The organism is Leclercia sp. W17 (genome assembly GCF_003336325.1).
Taxonomy (GTDB): Bacteria; Pseudomonadota; Gammaproteobacteria; order Enterobacterales; family Enterobacteriaceae; genus Enterobacter.
Genome location: NZ_CP031102.1, coordinates 168,093 through 188,777 on the forward strand (window position 1 = coordinate 168,093; position 20,685 = coordinate 188,777).

The 20,685-nt window shown below is 52.7% G+C and carries 21 protein-coding genes and 2 pseudogenes; 16 read left to right on the forward strand and 7 right to left on the reverse strand.

The genetic code is table 11. The features are described from left to right. Window positions 1-22 precede the first annotated feature (22 nt). Both DVA44_RS24645 and DVA44_RS24650 read left to right on the forward strand, forming a co-directional pair. Window positions 23-1,264, forward strand: a complete 1,242-nt coding sequence (locus tag DVA44_RS24645; RefSeq protein ID WP_001053340.1) for a VWA domain-containing protein — start codon at window positions 23-25, stop codon at window positions 1,262-1,264. A gap of 90 nt (window positions 1,265-1,354) precedes the next feature. Further along, window positions 1,355-1,810, forward strand: coding sequence for a hypothetical protein (locus DVA44_RS24650; protein ID WP_000374058.1), 456 nt, complete (start codon window positions 1,355-1,357; stop codon window positions 1,808-1,810). 240 nt (window positions 1,811-2,050) lie between these two features. Here the strand turns inward: DVA44_RS24650 and DVA44_RS24655 are convergent, their stop codons facing one another. Together DVA44_RS24655 and DVA44_RS24660 are read right to left on the reverse strand one after the other, a co-directional pair. Beyond that, a complete protein-coding gene (locus DVA44_RS24655) occupies window positions 2,051-2,242 on the reverse strand; it encodes a hypothetical protein (RefSeq protein WP_000398479.1) in 192 nt (63 codons plus the stop codon). A 91-nt stretch (window positions 2,243-2,333) separates the two neighbouring features. Then, window positions 2,334-2,675 (reverse strand): hypothetical protein, encoded by a 342-nt coding sequence (locus DVA44_RS24660; RefSeq protein WP_001151572.1) that lies wholly within the window; start codon window positions 2,673-2,675, stop codon window positions 2,334-2,336. A gap of 625 nt (window positions 2,676-3,300) precedes the next feature. Between DVA44_RS24660 and DVA44_RS24665 the strand changes: the two are divergent. Both DVA44_RS24665 and DVA44_RS24670 read left to right on the forward strand, forming a co-directional pair. Then, window positions 3,301-3,521, forward strand: a pseudogene (locus tag DVA44_RS24665) (type I restriction-modification system subunit M N-terminal domain-containing protein); the annotation flags it as partial. A gap of 140 nt (window positions 3,522-3,661) precedes the next feature. Next, window positions 3,662-3,916 (forward strand): hypothetical protein, encoded by a 255-nt coding sequence (locus tag DVA44_RS24670; protein WP_000880375.1) that lies wholly within the window; start codon window positions 3,662-3,664, stop codon window positions 3,914-3,916. A gap of 2 nt (window positions 3,917-3,918) precedes the next feature. On the opposite strand, the gene DVA44_RS24675 is transcribed toward DVA44_RS24670, so the two are convergent. The 3 genes from DVA44_RS24675 to DVA44_RS24685 form a co-directional block, all read right to left on the reverse strand. After that, window positions 3,919-4,464, reverse strand: a complete 546-nt coding sequence (locus DVA44_RS24675; protein ID WP_306307854.1) for a 3'-5' exonuclease — start codon at window positions 4,462-4,464, stop codon at window positions 3,919-3,921. 111 nt (window positions 4,465-4,575) lie between these two features. Further along, window positions 4,576-5,580 (reverse strand): IS110-like element IS4321 family transposase, encoded by a 1,005-nt coding sequence (locus DVA44_RS24680; protein ID WP_000427623.1) that lies wholly within the window; start codon window positions 5,578-5,580, stop codon window positions 4,576-4,578. Between the two features lie 78 nt (window positions 5,581-5,658). Further along, a complete protein-coding gene (locus tag DVA44_RS24685) occupies window positions 5,659-8,625 on the reverse strand; it encodes a Tn3-like element ISPa38 family transposase (protein ID WP_015065644.1) in 2,967 nt (988 codons plus the stop codon). 158 nt (window positions 8,626-8,783) lie between these two features. Between DVA44_RS24685 and DVA44_RS24690 the strand changes: the two genes are divergently transcribed. The 8 genes and pseudogenes from DVA44_RS24690 (at window position 8,784) to DVA44_RS24725 (ending at window position 12,896) form a co-directional block, all read left to right on the forward strand. Then, window positions 8,784-9,074: a nucleotidyltransferase family protein gene (locus DVA44_RS24690; RefSeq protein ID WP_001247892.1), complete on the forward strand. Its 291-nt coding sequence runs from the start codon at window positions 8,784-8,786 to the stop codon at window positions 9,072-9,074. Next, window positions 9,071-9,472 carry a DUF86 domain-containing protein gene (locus DVA44_RS24695; RefSeq protein ID WP_001293886.1) on the forward strand — a complete coding sequence of 134 codons (402 nt, stop codon included), beginning with the start codon at window positions 9,071-9,073 and terminating at the stop codon, window positions 9,470-9,472. The genes DVA44_RS24690 and DVA44_RS24695 overlap by 4 nt, the downstream gene beginning before the upstream one ends. Further along, on the forward strand, window positions 9,462-9,818 hold the full coding sequence (locus tag DVA44_RS24700) for a cupin domain-containing protein (RefSeq protein WP_000215515.1): 357 nt from the start codon (window positions 9,462-9,464) through the stop codon (window positions 9,816-9,818). Before DVA44_RS24695 ends, DVA44_RS24700 begins: the two co-directional genes overlap by 11 nt. A 254-nt stretch (window positions 9,819-10,072) precedes the next feature. Then, window positions 10,073-10,399 carry a hypothetical protein gene (locus DVA44_RS24705; RefSeq protein ID WP_003100858.1) on the forward strand — a complete coding sequence of 109 codons (327 nt, stop codon included), beginning with the start codon at window positions 10,073-10,075 and terminating at the stop codon, window positions 10,397-10,399. Continuing rightward, on the forward strand, window positions 10,396-10,896 hold the full coding sequence (locus tag DVA44_RS24710; protein ID WP_003100856.1) for a hypothetical protein: 501 nt from the start codon (window positions 10,396-10,398) through the stop codon (window positions 10,894-10,896). Before DVA44_RS24705 ends, DVA44_RS24710 begins: the two co-directional genes overlap by 4 nt. Continuing rightward, window positions 10,893-11,264 carry a hypothetical protein gene (locus tag DVA44_RS24715; RefSeq protein ID WP_021243030.1) on the forward strand — a complete coding sequence of 124 codons (372 nt, stop codon included), beginning with the start codon at window positions 10,893-10,895 and terminating at the stop codon, window positions 11,262-11,264. The genes DVA44_RS24710 and DVA44_RS24715 overlap by 4 nt, the downstream gene beginning before the upstream one ends. Further along, entirely contained in the window at window positions 11,258-11,815 is a 558-nt protein-coding gene (locus DVA44_RS24720; RefSeq protein WP_003100847.1) for a recombinase family protein, read from the forward strand. Before DVA44_RS24715 ends, DVA44_RS24720 begins: the two co-directional genes overlap by 7 nt. Window positions 11,816-11,893: 78 nt before the next feature. Further along, window positions 11,894-12,896, forward strand: a pseudogene (locus DVA44_RS24725) (IS110-like element IS4321 family transposase). A gap of 181 nt (window positions 12,897-13,077) precedes the next feature. On the opposite strand, the gene DVA44_RS24730 reads toward DVA44_RS24725, so the two are convergent. Beyond that, window positions 13,078-14,838, reverse strand: coding sequence for an ATP-dependent helicase (locus DVA44_RS24730; protein WP_031942310.1), 1,761 nt, complete (start codon window positions 14,836-14,838; stop codon window positions 13,078-13,080). Continuing rightward, window positions 14,835-15,821, reverse strand: a complete 987-nt coding sequence (locus tag DVA44_RS24735; protein WP_000211823.1) for a hypothetical protein — start codon at window positions 15,819-15,821, stop codon at window positions 14,835-14,837. Before DVA44_RS24735 ends, DVA44_RS24730 begins: the two co-directional genes overlap by 4 nt. A 920-nt stretch (window positions 15,822-16,741) precedes the next feature. Here DVA44_RS24735 and DVA44_RS24740 point away from each other — a divergent pair. The 4 genes from DVA44_RS24740 to DVA44_RS24760 all read left to right on the forward strand — a co-directional run bounded on the left by DVA44_RS24740 (window position 16,742) and on the right by DVA44_RS24760 (window position 20,542). After that, window positions 16,742-17,134, forward strand: coding sequence for a hypothetical protein (locus DVA44_RS24740; protein WP_000341066.1), 393 nt, complete (start codon window positions 16,742-16,744; stop codon window positions 17,132-17,134). A gap of 658 nt (window positions 17,135-17,792) precedes the next feature. Then, window positions 17,793-18,449, forward strand: a complete 657-nt coding sequence (locus tag DVA44_RS24750) for a trypsin-like serine protease (protein ID WP_000462754.1) — start codon at window positions 17,793-17,795, stop codon at window positions 18,447-18,449. A 202-nt stretch (window positions 18,450-18,651) separates the two neighbouring features. Then, window positions 18,652-19,149, forward strand: a complete 498-nt coding sequence (locus tag DVA44_RS24755; protein WP_000340139.1) for a membrane protein — start codon at window positions 18,652-18,654, stop codon at window positions 19,147-19,149. 4 nt (window positions 19,150-19,153) lie between these two features. Continuing rightward, the gene (locus tag DVA44_RS24760; protein ID WP_000083579.1) at window positions 19,154-20,542 is read left to right on the forward strand and encodes a hypothetical protein; all 1,389 of its coding nucleotides are present in this window, start codon (window positions 19,154-19,156) and stop codon (window positions 20,540-20,542) included. Window positions 20,543-20,685: the final 143 nt, after the last annotated feature.

Consider the following 20,685-nt stretch of genomic DNA (forward strand, 5'->3'; position numbering starts at 1 on the left):
ATCAAAAATCAGGAGAGTTAATGTGAATCTACAATCCGGACAAAACATACCACTTCAGCAATCTGCGATCAGGCTGAATCTTCAGTACCCTACCAAATCCGGCTTTAAAGGCGAACCCGATACCTGCCTGTTCCTGCTTAATGCTCAGGGAAAGGTCAGCGGCGATTCTGACTTTATCTTTTACAATAATCTGTCTTCTCCTGAAGGGGCAGTAAAGCTCGTTACCGGTTCTCAGCAGTCCAGCATTGAGATAGCACTGGATCGTGTTCCTGCGAACATCAGTAAAATTGCAATCACAGTTGTCATTGATGGTGAAGATACCATCAGTGGGCTCAGTTCGTTGAGCATGCAGGCTCAAGGAATCGCTGAGTTCCAGGCTGAGACTCAGGGCCGCAGTGAGAAAGCAATTATCCTGGGTGAAGTATATCGGCACAATGGCGCCTGGAAGCTTCGTGCGCTCGGGCAGGGTTTCAACGGTGGTCTTGAGCCTCTGGCCATTAGCTATGGCGTTGATGTCGCACAGCCAGCTCCGCAGCCAGCAAAGCCTGCTCGTATCAGTCTGGAAAAGAAACTGGAAACCAGATCTCCGCGCCTTGTAAGCCTCGCTAAAAAAGCCTCGGTCAGTCTTACTAAAAATAAACTGGACACCCTTGAGGCAGCGGTTGCATTTGTACTTGACGCATCCGGCTCAATGAGTGGCCAGTTCAGTAAGGGTAACGTTCAGTCTGTGCTGGACCGCATCGCCGTTCTTGCCGCCCAGTTCGACGACGACGGTGAAATGGATGTCTGGGGATTTGGAGAGAAGCATAAGAAGTATCCAAACGTCACACTGGACAACCTGGACACATATATTCAGTCCATTCGCGGGGCTGGAAAGCGTTCAGCCTGGGAGAACCTGCCGGGCCTCGGAGGGACAAACAACGAGCCTCCTGTGATGGAAGAAATAGTCGACTACTTTAAGGACTCGAAAATCCCGGTGTATGTTGTATTTATTACCGATGGCGGGATCAGCAAGACCCGGGCGATTAAAGATGCAATCCGGCGTTCTGCCAACTACCCCATCTTCTGGAAGTTTGTCGGCCTGGGTGGTTCAAGCTACGGTATCCTCAAAAATCTGGATGACTTTACTGACCGCCGGGTTGATAACACCCACTTCTTTGCCATGGATGATTTCGGTTCGATTAGCGATGAAAAGTTATATGATAATCTACTGGAAGAATTCAGACCGTGGATCGATGAAACAAAAAGGTTAGGCATCCTTTAATACGCACAGTTTGAGCTTGGTTGAATGAGCTCTACAGCAGCTTAATACTGTAGAGCCTTTGTTCATTGGAAATCGTACAGGGAGGCGCATATGGACCGCATCAAGTACCTGAAATGGATAGCTGAAGAATCACCAAGTACGGCTCAGCAGCTGGTGGCCTGGTTAAACAGAGCAAGGCACTATACGCCCGACATGAAAGAGCATCAGGCAGGTGTACAGATTCAAGAAAAGGGGATTGTTGTAGGGCTTAGACAAAGTACTAATCGTTATCATGGAGATTGTCTGACCATACATGTGGTACGGCTTCCGGAAGAAATACAAAACAAGGGATGGTTTAAGTCTTTTCTGAAGCTTTGCTGTGAATCGAATCCCTGGTGCGATGTTGTAATAGAAGACGTGAAAAACCCATATTTATTAAGCTTTTGTAAGAAACTAAACTTTACTGTATTAGATGAATTTTACCCGAATACTTACATAGTAAACACAGATGCCATTATGAGTTTACCTATCCCACCCTTAGGGAGATACGAAACCTATCTTTATTAAACCTGCGAACCTTTACCGGTTGCGTGGGGAGCGGATGGACTTCGGCTAAAGAAAAATCACATCGTCTATTTTGACCAGAAAAAGCTAATCTGCTTGATGTAATGCAGAAACGCATTACATTAATATCTTCTCCCAACAATCACCTGAACAATTCCCTGATTGCTTTTCACCTCATACCAGTGCTGGCTCATAGTTAGTCCTTAAGCAAATTTGTTATCGGAATAAAGAACGAAGCCAGCCTCATCGAGGCGCATAACCTTCTTCCCTTAACGCCTGTTGTAATTTTTCAATTGCGCTTTTCATTACCCAGGCTTCTTCGTCACTCACAGCACAGCCACGAAGATCGCTCCAGCTCAGACGTTTAACTAATTGAGCAAGGGCCATAGTTTCATTCTCATCAAGCTGCAAACTCAGTGTCTCAATACCTTCCACTATCTAACCTCCCTTATACTGAAAAATGGCGCTTTATTTCTGACCAGATGCCGAAGCCTTGAATGCGGCCGGAACTGCCGTTGTTTCTACTTTACAGAAATGGAATTAAAAAGTGGTGGTGCTGGGCACGTTTCTTTTCCAGTCGGGGTTTAAGCCAGAGCCGAAACTCATTCAACTTCTCAGCAGCCAAAACCGCTTCAACGGGGAAAACTTTATATTTACCCTGCTGCTGAGGTTCACCCAACCATCGCCTGATGGCTCCGTCAGTCCATAAACGAGTCTCTTTGAGCCTGGTTACAGTGACCCATTTCCTGGACCATTCATCAAATTGTCGCTGGCGATCCCGATAACGTTGTTCTTCCTGCTGACGAAGCCAGTCGCGATCAACAGCGAATTTTCGGTATCCAACAAAGAGCCCTTGTACTTTGGCCATGACAACATTCCGGTTTGCTTAGAACTGTTCAGACAGACATGTCAGGGATAAAGCTGAAGAAAAAGGTACAACGAAGAATAACCAAGACATAGGCCTGCCGGGTAAGTGGTGCGGTGCACAGGACTGTCGGAAAGTACGCTCAGAGAGGGTCGTTTAAGCATGATGCACCACCGCCAGCCAGCCTTAATAATGGTAATGTACCACTGGGTTACCAGACAGACCAGTAACGCATCAAACATAAAACTGTTTTTTAAAAAACGTCAGGAACGTAGCCTGACCTTTTAACCAGTGGTGTAAAAAACATACAGATTGCTCTGAGGTATGAGGTTCAGCAACTAGCCTTGTCGACGCAGAAACATTAAGTAATCAATAGCAGCTATCGCAAACAATGGTGAAAACCACCACGTGCTTTTCAACAAGCCAAGCGGCAGAAAGAGTACAGTTGCCATCGAATAAACAAAAACACGAACCATACCATCTGTAATAAACATAGGCTATTTGCAATCTGAGGTTGGATTGTAGATTTTAGTTAGAAATGGATCAAAGTCCGTTTTGTGCAAAACTTGGTTGACAACCCTCTTTTGGAAGATGTGCCGTTTCGTGCAAAAGTTGGTTGGAGGCCAAGATGGCAGAGTTCGTAGGTTCGGCTGCTTCGCAAGCTGATTTCATTTGGAAGAACGCGGAAGACCTGTGGGGGGGGATTTCAAGCATACCGACTTCGGCAAGATCATTTTGCCGTTTACTCTGCTGCGTCGATTGGAGTGCGCACTGGAGTCTACACGGGAAGCATCGCTCGATAGCCAACCAGCCACGATTGAGTTCTTAGAAGCAGAGTTCAGTGTTGATTTCGATGCGCTGCTATCTTGACCGCCAATCAGACCCGCATGGTTCAGGTTTGTGTATGAGAGTCCCCAAATGGCTGTAGTTCTAACCAAAGCCTTGATTGAAGCCGGCCGCGCCGGAAATAGTGGGTACAGAAAAGGCAGTTGCTTGCGCTGGGCGTAAGTTACCCGCCGAAAAGCGGCTGGATCGAACGACTGATCGGCACTGAGGTATCTGACGAGCAGTACGAACGCTTTCTGGGGCACAGCACGAGCAAGCAGGCTGAACAGATCCTACGCGGAGAGCAGCCAGCCAAGGGGCTTCAGTATGCAAAGCGAGCGAAGAAGCTCGCTTCTGAAAGAAAAGCCACAATTGATCTGGATAACGAGCACCTGTCTGAAATCGAAAAGTATCGGTAGCCCTAGACTTTTAGCCGCTGAAGATCTCTTAGATACCATTGGTGAAACTTGCTGAAGTCAGCCTTCTGTTTCTCTACCGTGCTGTTATAGATCGCATCACTGGTAACCGCACAAGCAGTCCAGCCAGCCTCATAGACGAAGCGAGTAGCTATCGGTGACTTCTTCGGGGTGCTATCCCAGCGGTTTTTGAGCCACCGCGCAAGCCCTTCATCAAGAGGGACCACCAGATTTAGCTGCTGTTTTGTGCGAGTGATACCGACATAAAACAGCCGACGTTCCTCCTCGATTTCCTCTTCGGCCGGAGGGGTGTTCATCGATGTGCGAACGCTGTAAACATCATCGGGTTTGCCGCCAGGAAATTCCTGCTCATTCAGCCCGATCAGGGGTCGTCTCAGAAAACGGAATCTATGGTCACTCCCGTTTTTGCAACACCGATTTTGACGACAAGTTGGCTTGCTTGAATCTATCCGGCGTCTGAATGGGATTTTATTCCCGCGCCTTGATGAGTTCCGCGCCTGATGAACCTCCAGAAAATATACGGCTTCAATGAGCCTTTCCGTTTTACAGGTTCCTCAACAGGCCGGTGGGCCGTTAGTATCATCAATATCAGTATTCGCAAAACCAGATCAGTAATTCTTTAAACCGGTGTATTTCTGCCGTTATGCTACATAAGTTTGCTGTCGTGCCGTTAGGGCCCAGGCTATTCTGGCCAGCTTGTTTGCCAGAGCACAAGTGACGACAAAGTTGCTTTTCCGGCACAGTAAATCCCTGACCCAATCGGCCAATTTGCCAGACTGGTGTTCCAGTTTTTGTATGAATACCCTGGCACATTGAACCAACAAAGTTCGGATCTTTTTATTACCTCGCTTACTAATTCCCAGCAATGTCGTCCTACCTCCCGTGCTGTACTGCCGAGGTACAAGCCCTGTTGCCGCCGCAAAGTCACGGCTGCTGGCGTACTGCTTCCCGTCGCCAATCTCAGTTGAAATAGTACTCGCTGTCAGTGTTCCGACGCAGGGAATGCTCAGCAAGCGCTGTCCAACCTCATCTTCGTCCAACTTTCGTTTCAACTGGGATTCCAAATCTTTAATCTGCTCAACAAGATAGTGATAATGCTGTTGTAATTTCAGCAATAACTGGCTGAGGTAAAGAGGCAAACTATTATCCTCAAGAATGGTACTCAGTCGGCTAATAACGGCAGCTCCTCGGGGAACGCTAATGCCAAATTCCAGCAGAAAAGCATGCATTTGATTGGTTGTTTTTACCTTATCCTGAACCAGGGATTCACGGACACGATGCAGAGCCCGCATTGCCTGCTGAGATTCCGTTCTGGGCTGCACAAAACGCATAGACGGACGCGATGCAGCTTCACAAATAGCTTCGGCGTCGACAAAGTCGTTTTTATTGCTTTTAACGAACGGGCGGACAAATTGTGGTGATATCAGCTTTGGGGAATGCCCCAACTCTTCCAACTTGCGTGCCATAAAGTGAGAACCGCCACAGGCTTCCATTGCGATGGTTGTAGCGGGGCATGTCGCCAAAAATTCGATCAACTTTGGCCGGGTAAATTTTTTACGGTAAACAGCCTTCCCGCGACGATCCTGGCAATGAATATGGAAAGAGTTTTTACCCAGATCGATACCAATGAGCGCAATGTTTTCCATGATAGTTCTCCGAATGAAAGCCTGTCCTCAGCATAGTACCGGGAAGGAGGGAGTGACCATCTCATTAAATAAAGCACGCTAAGCCGGTTGCAGCGGCCGTAGCGGCCTGAACTTGCCCGCGCCGATCTTGGCGCTGCTGCGCCAGAGGTAATCGCCGGTCAGGTTGATGTGCTCCCAGCCGAGCGGCGACAGGTACTGCAACAGGCCGTCATCGACGGCTTGACCGTGGCCACGCAAGGCGTTCGCGGCCCGCTCCAGATAGACCGTGTTCCATAGCACGATGGCCGCCGTCACCAGGTTGAGGCCGCTGGCCCGGTAGCGCTGCTGCTCGAAGCTGCGGTCGCGGATTTCCCCCAGGCGGTTGAAGAACACGGCGCGGGCCAGCGCGTTGCGCGCCTCGCCTTTGTTCAGCCCGGCATGCACGCGGCGGCGCAGCTCGACGCTTTGCAGCCAGTCCAGGATGAACAGTGTGCGCTCGATGCGTCCCAGCTCACGCAGGGCGACGGCCAGGCCGTTCTGGCGCGGGTAGCTGCCAAGCTTCCTGAGCATCAGCGAGGCCGTCGCCGTGCCCTGCTTGATCGAGGTGGCCATCCGCAGGATTTCATCCCAATGGGCGCGGACGTGCTTGATGTTGAGCGTGCCGCCGATCATCGGTTTCAACGCCTCGTAGGTGGCATCGCCCTTCGGGATGTAGAGCTTGGTGTCGCCCAGGTCACGAATGCGCGGGGCGAAGCGGAAGCCCAGCAGGTGCATCAACGCGAAGACGTGGTCCGTGAACCCTGCCGTGTCGGTGTAGTGCTCCTCGATCCGCAGGTCGGATTCGTGATACAGCAGGCCGTCGAGCACGTAGGTCGAGTCGCGCACGCCGACGTTCACGACCTTGGTGTGGAACGGCGCGTACTGGTCGGAGATATGGGTGTAGAACGTCCGCCCTGGGCTGCTGCCGTATTTCGGATTGATGTGGCCGGTGCTCTCGGCCTTGCTGCCGGTGCGGAAGTTCTGGCCGTCCGACGATGACGTGGTGCCGTCGCCCCAATGCCCGGCGAAGGGATGTCGGAACTGCGCGTTGACCAGCTCGGCCAGTGCCGCCCCGTAGGTTTCGTCGCGGATGTGCCAGGCTTGCAGCCAGGCCAGCTTGGCGTAGGTCGTGCCGGGGCACGATTCCGCCATCTTGGTCAGGCCCAGGTTGATCGCGTCGGCGAGGATCGTGGTCAGCAACAGGTTTTTGTCCTTGGCCAGGTCGCCTGACTTCAGGTGGGCGAAGTGCCGGGTGAAGCCCGTCCATTCGTCTACCTCCAGCAGCAATTCGGTGATCTTGACGTGCGGTAGGATCATCGCCGTCTGGTCGATCAGGGCCTGTGCGGTATCGGGCACCGCCGCATCGAGCGGCGTGATCTTCAGGCCCGACTCCGTGATGATGGCGTCCGGCAGCTCGTTGGCCAGCGCCATGCGGTTGACGGTGGCGAGCTGCGTTTCCAGCAGCGTCAGCCGGTCATGCAGGTACTGGTCGCAATCGGTGGCCACGGCCAGCGGCAATTCGCTGGCCTGCTTGAGGCTGGCGAATTTCGCGGGCGGCACCAGGTAGTCCTCGAAGTCCTTGAACTGGCGCGAGCCTTGCACCCAGATGTCGCCGGAGCGCAGCGCGTTCTTCAGCTCCGACAGCGCGCACAGTTCGTAGTAGCGCCGGTCGATGCCGGTGTCGGTCATCACCAGCTTCTGCCAGCGCGGCTTGATGAACTCGGTCGGCGCGTCGGTGGGCACCTTGCGGGCGTTGTCGCTGTTCATGCTGCGCAGCACCTCGATGGCGTCGAGTACGTCCTTGGCGGCGGGCGCGGCCCGCAACTTGAGCACGTCGAGAAATTCCGGCGCGTAGCGGCGCAGCGTGGCGTAGCTCTCGCCGATGCGGTGCAGGAAATCGAAGTCCTCGGGTTGCGCGAGCCGCTGCGCTTCGGTGACGCTCTCGGCGAAAGCATCCCAGGACATGACGGCCTCGATGGCGGCGAACGGATCGCGGCCCGCTTGCTTGGCCTCGATCAGCGCCTGGCCGATGCGCCCGAACAGCCGCACCTTGGCATTGATCGCCTTGCCGGATGCCTGGAACTGCTGCTGATGCTTGTTCTTGGCGGCATTGAACAGCTTGCCCAGGATGCGGTCATGCAGGTCGATGATTTCGTCGGTGACGGTGGCCATGCCCTCGATGGCGAGCGCCACCAGGGTCGCGTAACGCCGCTGCGGCTCGAACTTCGCCAGGTCGGCGGGCGTCATCTGGCCGCCCTCGCGGGCGATCTTGAGCAGCCGGTTCTGGTGAACCAGCCGCTCGATGCCGGAGGGCAGGTCGAGCGCCTGCCACGCCTTGAGGCGTTCGATGTGTTCCAGCATGTGCCGCGAGTTCGGTTTGACCGGGGATTGCCGCAGCCAGGCCAGCCACGTCGTCTTGCCGTTGTCGCGGCGCTTGAGCAGATCGTCGAGGCGACGGCGATGCACGTCCGTCAGCGGCTCAGCCAAGGCGTCGTAGAGACGCCGGTTGGCGCGGGTAATCGCTTCGGCGCTCGCCCGCTCGACGGCGTTGAGGGCGGGCACAATGACCGACTGCCGCCGCAGGTGCTCGATCAAGGCTCTGGCCAGCACGATGCCCTTGTCGGTTTGCATGGCCAGCTCGGTCAGCAACTGGACAGCCTGCCGGTAGTGGCCAATCGTGAACGGCTGGAAGCCGAACACCGTTTGCAGCTCGACCAGGTGCTCGCGTCGGGTCTGCTCACGCTGCCCGTACTCGTCCCAGCTTTCGATGCCGACCTTGAGCTGGTTGGCGACCAGTCTCAGCAATGGCGGGAACGGTGGCTCATCAGCGCCAAGGATGACGCCGGGAAAGCGCAGGTAGCAGAGCTGCACCGCGAAGCCCAGCCGATTGGCCGGGCCGCGCCGCTGCCGGATGATGGAGAGGTCGCTTTCGCTGAACGTGTAGTGACGGATCAACTCATCCTTGGTGTCCGGCAACGCCAGCAGGCTTTCGCGCTCGGCGGCGGAGAGGATCGAACGGCGGGGCATGCGGTTTCCTTCTTCTTGAAAACGTAGGTTTGTGACAAGCCCGCCAAGGCAACCGGCGCGGCACGGGAATCAAGGCATTGCGATTCTCGAAAATAGTTCTTGAAATTCTATTCTTGATTGCATATCATCTCAACGAGTTTCGATAAGAAAGGATGCGCATGCGACCGTCTGTTGTGCTTGACATGAAGCGAAGCGCAGTGCGTGAAGCGGTAGGCCGCTTTCGCGCCGCGAACCCGCGCGTCTTCGGCTCGGTGCTGCATGGCACCGACCGGGATGGCAGCGACCTCGACCTGTTGGTCGATGCGCTGCCCGGTGCCACGTTGTTGGACTTGGGCGATTTGGAAGAAGAACTGAAATCGCTGCTCGGCGTTGACGTCGATCTGCTGACTCCCGGCGACCTGCCGCCGAAGTTCCGGGCCAAGGTGCTCGCGGAGGCGCAACCGATATGAGCGAGAACCGCCTGCCCGATTACCTCGACCACATTCAGCAGGCCGCAACCGATGCGCGCAGCTTCGTGGAAGGGATGGCCAAGGACGACTTCTTGGCCGACAAGCGCACCCAGCAGGCCGTCATCATGAGCCTGATCGTCATCGGCGAGGCGGCCACAAAGGTGATGGATGGCTACGTCGAGTTCACCCAGGCGCATGCCGACGTGCCGTGGCGCAGCATGCGCAATATGCGTAATCGCATGGCTCACGGCTATTTCGACATCAACCTCGATGTGGTGTGGGAGACGGTACAGGAATGGCTGCCGGCGTTGCTCCAGCAATTGCCCGCCGTGCGTCAGGATGCCGACGATGAAGACCGTAACGACAACTGTGAAAGAGGGATCTCCGATGACTGTTGAATCGAGAATATTTTCTGTAGCCGAGTATGTTCAGCCGTCCGAAGGCGAGCCTATTCGTTCCGTTGTGCTTGAAACCCGAGACTCAATTATCGTGGTTTGGCATGTCCATCCCGGGCAGGAAATTGCGGCTCACATTCATCCTCACGGCCAAGACACGTGGACTGTTTTGTCGGGAATGGCTGATTACTTTCAGGGCAATGGGATTGTTCGTGCCCTCAGGGAAGGTGAGATAGCCGTGGCAAGACCGGGCCAAGTGCACGGGGCGCGAAATACAGGTACCGAGCCATTTGTGTTAGTCTCGGTTGTGGCATCAGCCAATGCCGGTTTCGTATTGGCTGAGCGATAGAGCCCAATCTCTGGAGTTGGTCCAATGAGCGGTCGGGGAGATAGGTAACAGACATGCAGCGGACACGGCTGCTAAACCAGGTCGCAAACCTCCTTGCGTCGCAGCGTGCCGCAAGCGACGCGATCAATCGAATGGGGTCGGCATGAGACTGAACACCATCCAGTTCCCGACCGCGTAGCCGCCTGTCCTGCCGATCAGGTCTTGACCATCGACGCCTGGGATCAGTCCTGAATGTTCTTGGAGACCACTACGTTATGAGCCGCAGCCGCCGCAAAACACCCATCGTCGGGCACACGACCTGCGGCAGCGAGCGCGAGGACAAGAAGCTCTGGCATCAGCGCTGGCGCACCCGTGAGCGCACGGCGCTGACCAGCGCGTCGCCCGAAGCCCTGAGCGCCCATCTGCCCCTGCTGGAAAACCAGGCCAGCAGCGTCTGGTCGATGGGCAAGGATGGCCGCTCCTACTGGCCCGTCAAGCGCCAGGCCGCCACGGCGGATCGCATCGCCAATCACAAGGGACGCAACCCGCAAGAACGCGCCTCCCTGAAAAAGCGCCTGCTGCGCAAGTGGATGAGCAAATGAAGCTCTCCTTCCATCAGCACATTGCGCTGTTCTGGATGATCGGTGCTCCGGGCGTCTTCGCGCCCGTGATCGAGAACGCCAAGCGGCCCGATGCCGGCGCCGTCATGGCGTGGGGTGTCGCGATCGTGGCGGTGATGATCCTCTTCACCCCTTTGCTGCTGCGCTGTCCACCATTCCGGCGCTGGTATGGCCGGACGGATGCGCTGTCGGAGCGGCAGCGCCAGGCGCTTGCCGAGCGCGGCCTGCGCCGCTACTACCAGACCGCTTTCGATGACGGCTACGTGCCCCGCGTGATGCCCTACGTGTGGCGCATCATCTGGACGGTCGGCGGGTTGATGGCTGTGACCGCCGTACTGCCTACCAACACCGGACGGCCAGCCTTCGATGCCTTGGTGGTCTTCTCGACCTGGTATCCGATAGGCGTGATGCTGCTGGTTTTCGCGTCGAGGCCCCTTGGCCGGTTGATTCGCCAAAGAGCACAGGAGCGGCGGAAATGAGCACGTCAACCATCGAGGCGCTGGCCAGCGCCTGGGCAAGGATTGCCGAGGAAGCGGAATTCCCCGCTGACTACGAGGGGACTGCCACACCACAAGCGCATCGGGCTAGCGAAGCTATTCAGGAGCAGATTCGGGAGCGCATCGTCGCCACCAACGACATGCGGCTGTTCAGCCTGCTGCACCTGCTGAGTCAGGCGTCGCTGCGCATGGAGCAAGCGCTGTGGCCGGAGGATTACGAGCGGATGACGCGCGAGGTTGAGGAAGCCCTGCGGCAAGCCACCGACGCCAACGCCAGATCGTACACCCACGAAGAAGTGATGCAGGCGATGCAGGAACGCATCGACCGGGCGCGAGACAAGCCATGTTGATTGGCTATGCGCGCGTCTCGACGCAGGATCAGAACCTGGAGCTGCAACGCGAAGCCTTGAGCAAGGCCGGATGTAAAAAGGTCTTCGAGGACAAGGTGAGTGGCACGCGGGCAGACCGGCCTGGCTTGGCCAAGACGCTCGAAATGCTGCGCGAAGGCGATACTTTGGTCGTCTGGAAGCTCGACCGGCTGGGCCGGTCGGTCAAGCAACTGGTCGATCTGGTCGGCGATCTGCACAAGCACGGTGTCCAGTTCAGGAGCCTCACCGACTCCATCGACACCGGCACACCATCCGGGCGGTTCTTCTTCCACGTCATGGCGAGCCTTGCCGAAATGGAGCGCGAGCTGACCGTCGAGCGCACCCGCGCCGGGCTGGAAGTCGCCAAGCAGCTCGGCCGCAAAGGCGGCCGCAAGCCGAAGATGACCGACAGCAAGATCGAGTCGGCCAAGAAGCTGCTGGCCAGCGGGGTGCCGCCCAAGGACGTGGCCAAGAACCTCGGCGTGTCCATTCCGACGCTGTACCGCTGGGTGCCAGCCTCCACGCACGCTTAGCGTGCTTTATTTAATGAGATGGTCACTCCCTCCTTCCCGGTACTATGCTGAGGACAGGCTTTCATTCGGAGAACTATCATGGAAAACATTGCGCTCATTGGTATCGATCTGGGTAAAAACTCTTTCCATATTCATTGCCAGGATCGTCGCGGGAAGGCTGTTTACCGTAAAAAATTTACCCGGCCAAAGTTGATCGAATTTTTGGCGACATGCCCCGCTACAACCATCGCAATGGAAGCCTGTGGCGGTTCTCACTTTATGGCACGCAAGTTGGAAGAGTTGGGGCATTCCCAAGCTGATATCACCACAATTTGTCCGCCCGTTCGTTAAAAGCAATAAAAACGACTTTGTCGACGCCGAAGCTATTTGTGAAGCTGCATCGCGTCCGTCTATGCGTTTTGTGCAGCCCAGAACGGAATCTCAGCAGGCAATGCGGGCTCTGCATCGTGTCCGTGAATCCCTGGTTCAGGATAAGGTAAAAACAACCAATCAAATGCATGCTTTTCTGCTGGAATTTGGCATTAGCGTTCCCCGAGGAGCTGCCGTTATTAGCCGACTGAGTACCATTCTTGAGGATAATAGTTTGCCTCTTTACCTCAGCCAGTTATTGCTGAAATTACAACAGCATTATCACTATCTTGTTGAGCAGATTAAAGATTTGGAATCCCAGTTGAAACGAAAGTTGGACGAAGATGAGGTTGGACAGCGCTTGCTGAGCATTCCCTGCGTCGGAACACTGACAGCGAGTACTATTTCAACTGAGATTGGCGACGGGAAGCAGTACGCCAGCAGCCGTGACTTTGCGGCGGCAACAGGGCTTGTACCTCGGCAGTACAGCACGGGAGGTAGGACGACATTGCTGGGAATTAGTAAGCGAGGTAATAAAAAGATCCGAACTTTGTTGGTTCAATGTGCCAGGGTATTCATACAAAAACTGGAACACCAGTCTGGCAAATTGGCCGATTGGGTCAGGGATTTACTGTGCCGGAAAAGCAACTTTGTCGTCACTTGTGCTCTGGCAAACAAGCTGGCCAGAATAGCCTGGGCCCTAACGGCACGACAGCAAACTTATGTAGCATAACGGCAGAAATACACCGGTTTAAAGAATTACTGATCTGGTTTTGCGAATACTGATATTGATGATACTAACGGCCCACCGGCCTGTTGAGGAACCTGTAAAACGGAAAGGCTCATTGAAGCCGTATATTTTCTGGAGGTTCATCAGGCGCGGAACTCATCAAGGCGCGGGAATAAAATCCCATTCAGACGCCGGATAGATTCAAGCAAGCCAACTTGTCGTCAAAATCGGTGTTGCAAAAACGGGAGTGACCATAGATTCCGTTTTCTGAGACGACCCCGATCAGTATTACGTTATCCCACTCCAGCCCCTTGGAACCATGCAGTGTGGAAAGGATGAAGGGATCGCAGTCAGTAGCAGCCTCGCCTGGATTCAAGATAAGGTTTAAAAACGTGCGGGAATCGATCTTACTGGAGTCAAGTAGCTCCCCGATCCTCACGACCCCTCGTTGCTGGTCGTTCGATCCAGTGCGAGTTACACCCTCAGAGCCAACACTATCAATGAAACCCTCCATACTCAGGCGTCGTAACACATCGATAGCAGGCGTTTCCTCTCCGTCTTTCTGGCAGATAGTGGCGAGCCTGCCCAGCCGATCTTTTTGGTATTGTGCGCCCTCGAATAACTGACCTAGAGCAGACCATAGGTCGGCGTGCGGAGCCATCAATCCACTGAGCGCCGCTTTGAATTGCCCTTTCTGCCATCTAAAACCAGCCTCCTTCAGAAAGCCGTAAACAATCGCTTGTTTGTTGGGATGGTTTTCCAGTAGCCGCAGATCGCCGTACACAGACAGCAAGACGCCAACTACCAGTATCCCGATTTCGGTGCGGGTGTGTAATGCGCTTGAACCATTGAGGTAGCGATAAGGTAGCCCACACAGGCGTAAAGCAATTTCCGCCTCAGCAAGGTTCGCCTTAGTGCGGGACAATATGGCTTGTGTTCCACTGCTCACCGAGAGGTTTGATAGCACCTTGGATAGGCAGTTATCAAAGTGCAATCTGACCTCTGTTTTGGGGGTGCTAGGATGACTGACACAAAGCTTGGTCAGCTTTGTAGAGTTGCGCCGAATTACCGAGTTAGCCATCAAGGAAAGCTCATGGCCAAATCTGAACGTGCATGACAGTTGAAACACCTTCGTATTCGGGTAGTGCCTTTCAAACAGTCCGCCGATAAAGTCTGGTCGAGCACCACGCCACTCATAAATACACTGGTTAACATCACCAACAGCCATAACCGACGTATCCGACTTAGATAGCAAGCGGGTCATGTCATGCTGTATCAGGTTAACGTCCTGATATTCATCAACAATGATGTGCTTGAAGTGGGCACCAAGGCTGCTGTCATTACGCAACAGTGCGACAGCCTCAATCAAACAGTCATCAAAGGTTCGCAGACTGTTTTCCTCCAGCAGCTCACAATAGCGGCCATAGGCGTGAATAAACTCCCGTTTGATGTTGCTGAACGTTGGATCATTGGCAGCATCAACAGGAGTTACGGCCGCCGCCCGGCAGCGAGCAATAAACAGCTCGAAGTTTTCAATTTCATTGGGGTCAATATAATTCGCCTCATGGTCAAAGCCATAGCGGTAGGCTTGCTTTACCAGTTGCTCATAGCGGTAGTCGCTTGGAGTAATGAGGTCTTTCTTCTTGATTATCTGTTGGCGTTCTCCGTAACCAACAATCTTTAAGGCCAAGCTGTGGAACGTGCGGATTTCTGGAATCACGCTCGACATCAGTGCCGTCTTCAAGTTCTCCGTGAAGCTCACCTGCGCCGACTTGTTGTACATCAGGATCAGAATGGAGCGAGGATCAGTTCCCGTCTTGACCAGCCGCTCAACGCGCTTTACAAGTGTGGTTGTTTTCCCGCTACCAGGTACGGCTTTTACCAACGCATGTCCGGTGTCATGGCTGACAATACTTTTCTGCTCCCAAGTCAGTCTTTTGGTCATGCCTTAACCTTGTAATTGGCGCACTGACGGGCCTCGGTGTAGGGAACGATCTTTGCCTTACTGTGACATTGCAGATAGCCATCCTCCCATCGGCCTGCTTGCTCGCACATAATGCAGTTGGGAAATAGTGAATGAGGATCGGCGTGACGGATAAAAGCTCGTAAGTTATCAGCCAGCTCAGCGGCCCCTAACGATCTAGGCCATGTGTTCACGTCAGAATTGATTGTTAAATCCACTTCAGCGAGCGGCATCGTTTGTTCGTTGAGTCGGCCGGAACCACTTAAACTCCAGACAGACATATCCACGTTACCTACTGAGCAGACGCCGCTACAGGTGTCCACAGATTGAAACGGGGGAAGCCAGTTGAATACTCTCAGGATCTTCTCCTTGATCGAGTAGGCCCCGGTAAGCAACATCTGAATATCAGAGGCAGATTGGACCTTAAACTCAAGAATCGGGATACCGGCTTCGATCTTGTCTTGAGAGCAGGGGTGTGTGACACAAATCTCTACGTAGCAACGCCTTTCGCCAGTCGTATCATACAACATCACGTCTGGTCGCAGCCCTGTGACCTTATCGTGTTTTTCCAGCTCTGCCTGATCGAAAAATTGAGTCAAGTTGTAGCGTGCAGGCACGGATTTTACGCACTGACGTGCTTCGTCTCTAACCAAGGCTAAACGAGAACCATTACAGGCAACCCGGCGCTCCAGCTCAAGGCTAATAGGCATTTCACGGCTGAGAGCTTGTTGGTAGCGATAGAAGAATGCTTCTTTGCCGCACTTGTGAAGATAGGTTTCAAGGGCACAGCATTCTTCCGAATGGCGAAAGTGCTTAGCGTTGAACTCGCCCATTACCGGGGTCAGGGGGCTCTTACAACCTGGGCAGGTGTAAGTATGTGAGCGCAGGGCAGCGCCAATGTGCGTGAGGGTGCCCTCGCCGTCTAGCGCGTAAGCGTATTGTATTGAGCTGGATTGAGTTGTCATGACTGCGTATCCTCCCAAAAAAATCCAGCTAAGAACAGACCTTACGGCAGGCAAATGGTAAGTAGTGCTTCTTGAAGCAGTCGAGTGTACAGCGGCTCAGTGAAAAAGCTAATCGCCCGCTCAACAACCTAGTGATACTGGTGCAGATTCGACAATGAGTTAATGCCCGGAGAGCATCTGCAAGACTTCTAGCTGGAAGGCATTCCAACCAGCCCTCGCTTCTGAAAAGCCGTCAGGAAACGGTAAAATCCAACCAAGTGAGCAACTTCACTTGATCAAAGATCTAAGGCTAGAATGATGGAATTCCAACCTTAGTTTGCAAATAGCCTAAACATATAACTTCCTCTGAGGATTTAAAAGAATTCTCAGATGTCTTGAAAGCTACTTTTTAAACTTTCTCATTCTGAGAAGCATATTTAATTTTGCTGCGTCTGCTCGTGCTGCTGCTACAGAAAGGGCTTTATGCAGTGAAACTACCACGACAAACAAACAGAACATCGACCAGAATCCATCCATTTCGTTTACCTAATCGTTGAGGTTTTTATTCGGGATATCTGGCTAAATAGGACTACACAGATACCCAGTTAAACCCCCCGCTTACATAACACTCCGGTTCCTCACCAGACGTTTTATTCTATCGCGGTCTGTGGTTATCAGAAGCTGCATAAACCGGTTATTTAGTCCGTTACGCGAAAATTATTGAGGATCCGGGCTGTTAAACTGTTCTTCCTCTTTCGCTTCCGGAGAAAAGGGGAGGTGTCACCCTGCGGCCGGGTAGTGAAAGGGATTTGACGTAATTCAGGCGAAGGGCGAACAAGACCGCAAAGGACGCCCGGGCGACCGGATACCTGCCGGGTTGTGCGAAGTAAAAACCGGAAGCAGTGATAACACAAACAGGCCCCTACAGCGTAAGGATTGTGATGGACGATAAAGAGCAATTTACGAATCTTGTGGCAAAGCATGCCTCCGGACTCACCGAAGAGCAGCTGGCCGGTTACGATGCCTGTTCCCTGGATGGTGAATGCGTCACGCCTTCATACGAGGTTTTCCGGGGGTATCGTACCCGCCATACCCTGGATGAATTTCTGGAGATGGCCATATCGCTGAATGCCATCCACCCGGATGAATATTTAACGGATATGCTGCTTAAGCCTCATGAGGTGATCGGCGCTCTGGCCGATGAAGGCGACCAGCTGAACAACGCCACCCCGGTTTATTTCTTCCCGGATACCGGCGTCTATGCAGCGGCCGTCAGTGAAACCCGGGTGCTCGATGCCTGGCTTTGCTGGCCATGCTACCCGGCGAACTGGTAACGCGGCCGTTGGAATTGCACCGGCAGGATACGAATTTAACCGACCCCATGGCGGGAAGGTTATCACAATTGCATGTCCTCATCCCTCAAGCCCCCTGCCAGGCCCTAACGTGCTGTCAGGCTTCGCCTGATTCCCGATCTGCGCCGGTACTTCAGCCGATAACTTTTTGTTTTCTTTTTATTTTCTCCCCATTTCCTCAAAGTTCGCGGGCGGCGTGGACAGGGCACCATTGCCGCATGTGGGGTCTTAATAAGGGCAGGGTGGTCAGGTTTGCTCGATGCCGGGGGTAGGCCCTACCCTTTATGGGATGAGGACATGCAATTCACTAAATTAATCGACAGCACCGGTGGTGACTTATCTGTAACGGGTCAGTTTTGATACGGGGAATGTTTCAGGGTTAAGATCTGGAATCATAAAAATATACGCTCCCGTTCAGGACATACGACTTGAAATGGATAATGCCATTAAAGGAATTCCAGCCTTTCGTCGATAACAGTTTCTGACCATCGCCATAACCATGTCATGGAGGAGACTAACCGTGTTTCAGAGGTGAGCTGGTGCCTGGCAAAACATACAAACTCAAATATCAGGAAGCGAGTTTAGTTGTTTATAACATGCAGCCGTGTAACTGATTAGGTACCGGCAAAAGGAGGAAATAATGTTTGAAAACTACGTTTGTAAAATCTATGTAAGCAATGATCCTCATTTTAGTAGCCATCTCGAAGCAACTGCGTTTGGTTTCGATAATGGTCAGCAGCAAAAGATTCTCACCGCAGCCCATGTTGTTACCAATGCTCTTGGAAAAATTTATCCCGTCAGCAATACACTTAAACTTTACGTCAAATTTCTTAACCATCAAGGACTGGTGAACGAAGAGCCTGTTCTAGTCGATTTCATTCTCAATGAGGCTAATGACAGGGCAGACTTTAAAGACGGCATTCCGTTTGTTGACAGTGCAGAAATCGTATTACCAGCTGGAATACAACAGCCTGTAAGTAGTTACTTTAAGGTCCTGGCTCCCGCAGCTGGCATGGGTACATTGGGTGTCGGATATCCAATGAATGAGACAACAATTTCGACATTCCCTGGTGAAGTTTCAGGCATTTGGCCTTTAAATTGCTCAAATCATTCTCCCCAACATCTCACAACTCGCTTTGTAATAGCACATTTCAACACCGATGGTTGCTCTGGTGGACCCTATGTCGTCTCCGAGAATGACGAGCATTTTGTCATTGGAAGTCTGGTTGGAATAATGTCTGGAACCTGCCCAGATTCAAATCCACACATGTCTGTTCAGTCCGCTACTGATTTTTAGCAAAGTCAGTTCCAAAATGACGCTGGCACGATAGTTATTTTGGGTCTGCCCGATATGGCGTCTGCCCTTACTAACAGCAACAGCATTGAAACTGACAAACATGAACTCGAAAGTGCCACAATAGTAAGTCATGATTTCTTCATCACTTTTATGGTGCTCTTTTTCACCTATCACACAGCAAGTTATGAATACGAGGCCTGTAATGGACGCTACCGAAACTGAAGAGCTCGAAAAAATTCGCAAGAAGGCAATGGATGAAGTTACAAGTGCTCTTCAGGCGCTTGAAAATAAGTTCCCGGGTATTACTGAGGGCGCAGCAGCTTTGGCGGGGTCAGGCGTAGGCGCAGCGGCTTCCTTCGGTGCTCTCTATACGCTTGGTACAACGGGAGTGTCAGCAGCAGGCATAACCTCCGGGCTCGCTACAGCAGGGTCTATCGTCGGTGGCGGTATGGTTGCAGGCATTGCGGTATTGGCCGCACCTGTAGCTGTGTTAGGGATTGGCGGGTACGCGATAGTGAAACACAAAAAAAATGCGAAACTGACAGCCGCCCTTAGTCAGGCCATCCAAAAGCTCTACGAAGTTCAGGAAAGGTTGATGTCGAATGCGGAATATTTTAAGGCAGAAATTGCTGGCATCAAGGCAACAATCGACATGCTTACTAAGAAAGCTCCAAAAGGTAGCCTGGTCGCGGTGAGGTAAACACATGAGTCAGTCTCCTTATGATGATGAGTTCAGGGCCATCCGTTATATTCAGCTCCGTGGTCAGGATATCGCGAACGCTCACGAGACAATTAACAGTGATATAGAGAGCCTTAAGGCACAGTTGACCGGGCTAATCAGCGGCACTGAACTTGATGAAGCGGAGCATCTGGCGCTTAAAGAACATCATCTGCGAGAAATGACCCCTTCAGATACTGCCATGCATTCTACTGGTCTCAAGACTATATATAGCGAGGCTAACCAGCGTGTATGCGGTGATATTGGACTGGCCACAATACTCTCCACGGATGACTTGGCTGTTGTAGATGCCCGGATCCAGAATCATATTAAAGAATTTAATGATCGCTACGCACTCGACGCCTGGGATTATGCTATTGCCTGCGGATGCGGGCTCATAGCATCCATGCTGGATTTACTTTGCGTCAGAGCCCCGCCAAAACCTACGGTGAGCTTTACGGCAGAAGTGGATGGTATTTTCAATAAACAGGTGCAGAAAGCCTTCAATGCCATTTTGCCGGAGGACCTGAGTACAAAACTCTCAGATTTGTTCCCTATAGGGGCACCAGACAGTTCGATCAGCAGCGATTTAGTGGGTGCGGCCGGTGGCGTTTTGTCTCCCACAAATCACCGCTTAAGAGCTTTGTCACACGATCCCGTACTGGGCATTATTTTCGGTATAAAGGATATGCTGAACGGGACCTGTACGGTGGTTCAGAATGGACAGATCGTGGTTTATCCTTCCAGTAAAGGCGTTACAGACGAAACCAATATTTTCAGGCTCATCGCCAGAATGTTTGGACACCTGGCATCGGATGTTAATGCCCCCTCAGCAAAAGGAAACCGTGGCATGGGGTTACCGGCTCCTTTTATGGGGCTACTTCGTATGCTTGAGGGGATCCCTGTGGGGAGTTCTAACTTCGGCAAACAAATAGAGTACATGTATGTCAACGGGTATGACTTTCGTCAGTTTATCGTGACAAGTATTCCGATGAGCATAATGGAAGTTTTGATGCGGGTTTTCTATGTGGCGAAACAGGTATCGCTGGGAAAAGGAGCTTTTGGGGAGACCTTACTGGATACCATGCCGTTGCGGCTAAATCCACGCTTCCGGATGATGCTTGCCCTGGGTTATGGAACTTCCAGTGCTGTTAACGCAGGTAAAATGTATATCACCGGCAATATTCTCAATGCGAATTACGCCTCCTGGATGGGGTTGGCCTGGAATGGTTTTCACTCACTCAAGTGGTCCCTTTATCAGCGACACTTAAAGCTTTGGGCCGGTATTGAAAAGGCAGAACTGGAACGGCTTCAGAACAATATAGACAGCATCGAGGCATTGACCATCAGAGCAGGAAACTTGCCAGTCAAGTAACATTCACCGGAGCACCTCCGGAACCCCATAGCCCACCAGCTGCTAAAAATGTCTGCCTTTGCTTTTAATACTCTCTCTGCCTCCTCCCCGAGGCAGAGAGTAGCTCGTAGTTATTTATACAGCTCACAACAGGGCCATAAGAT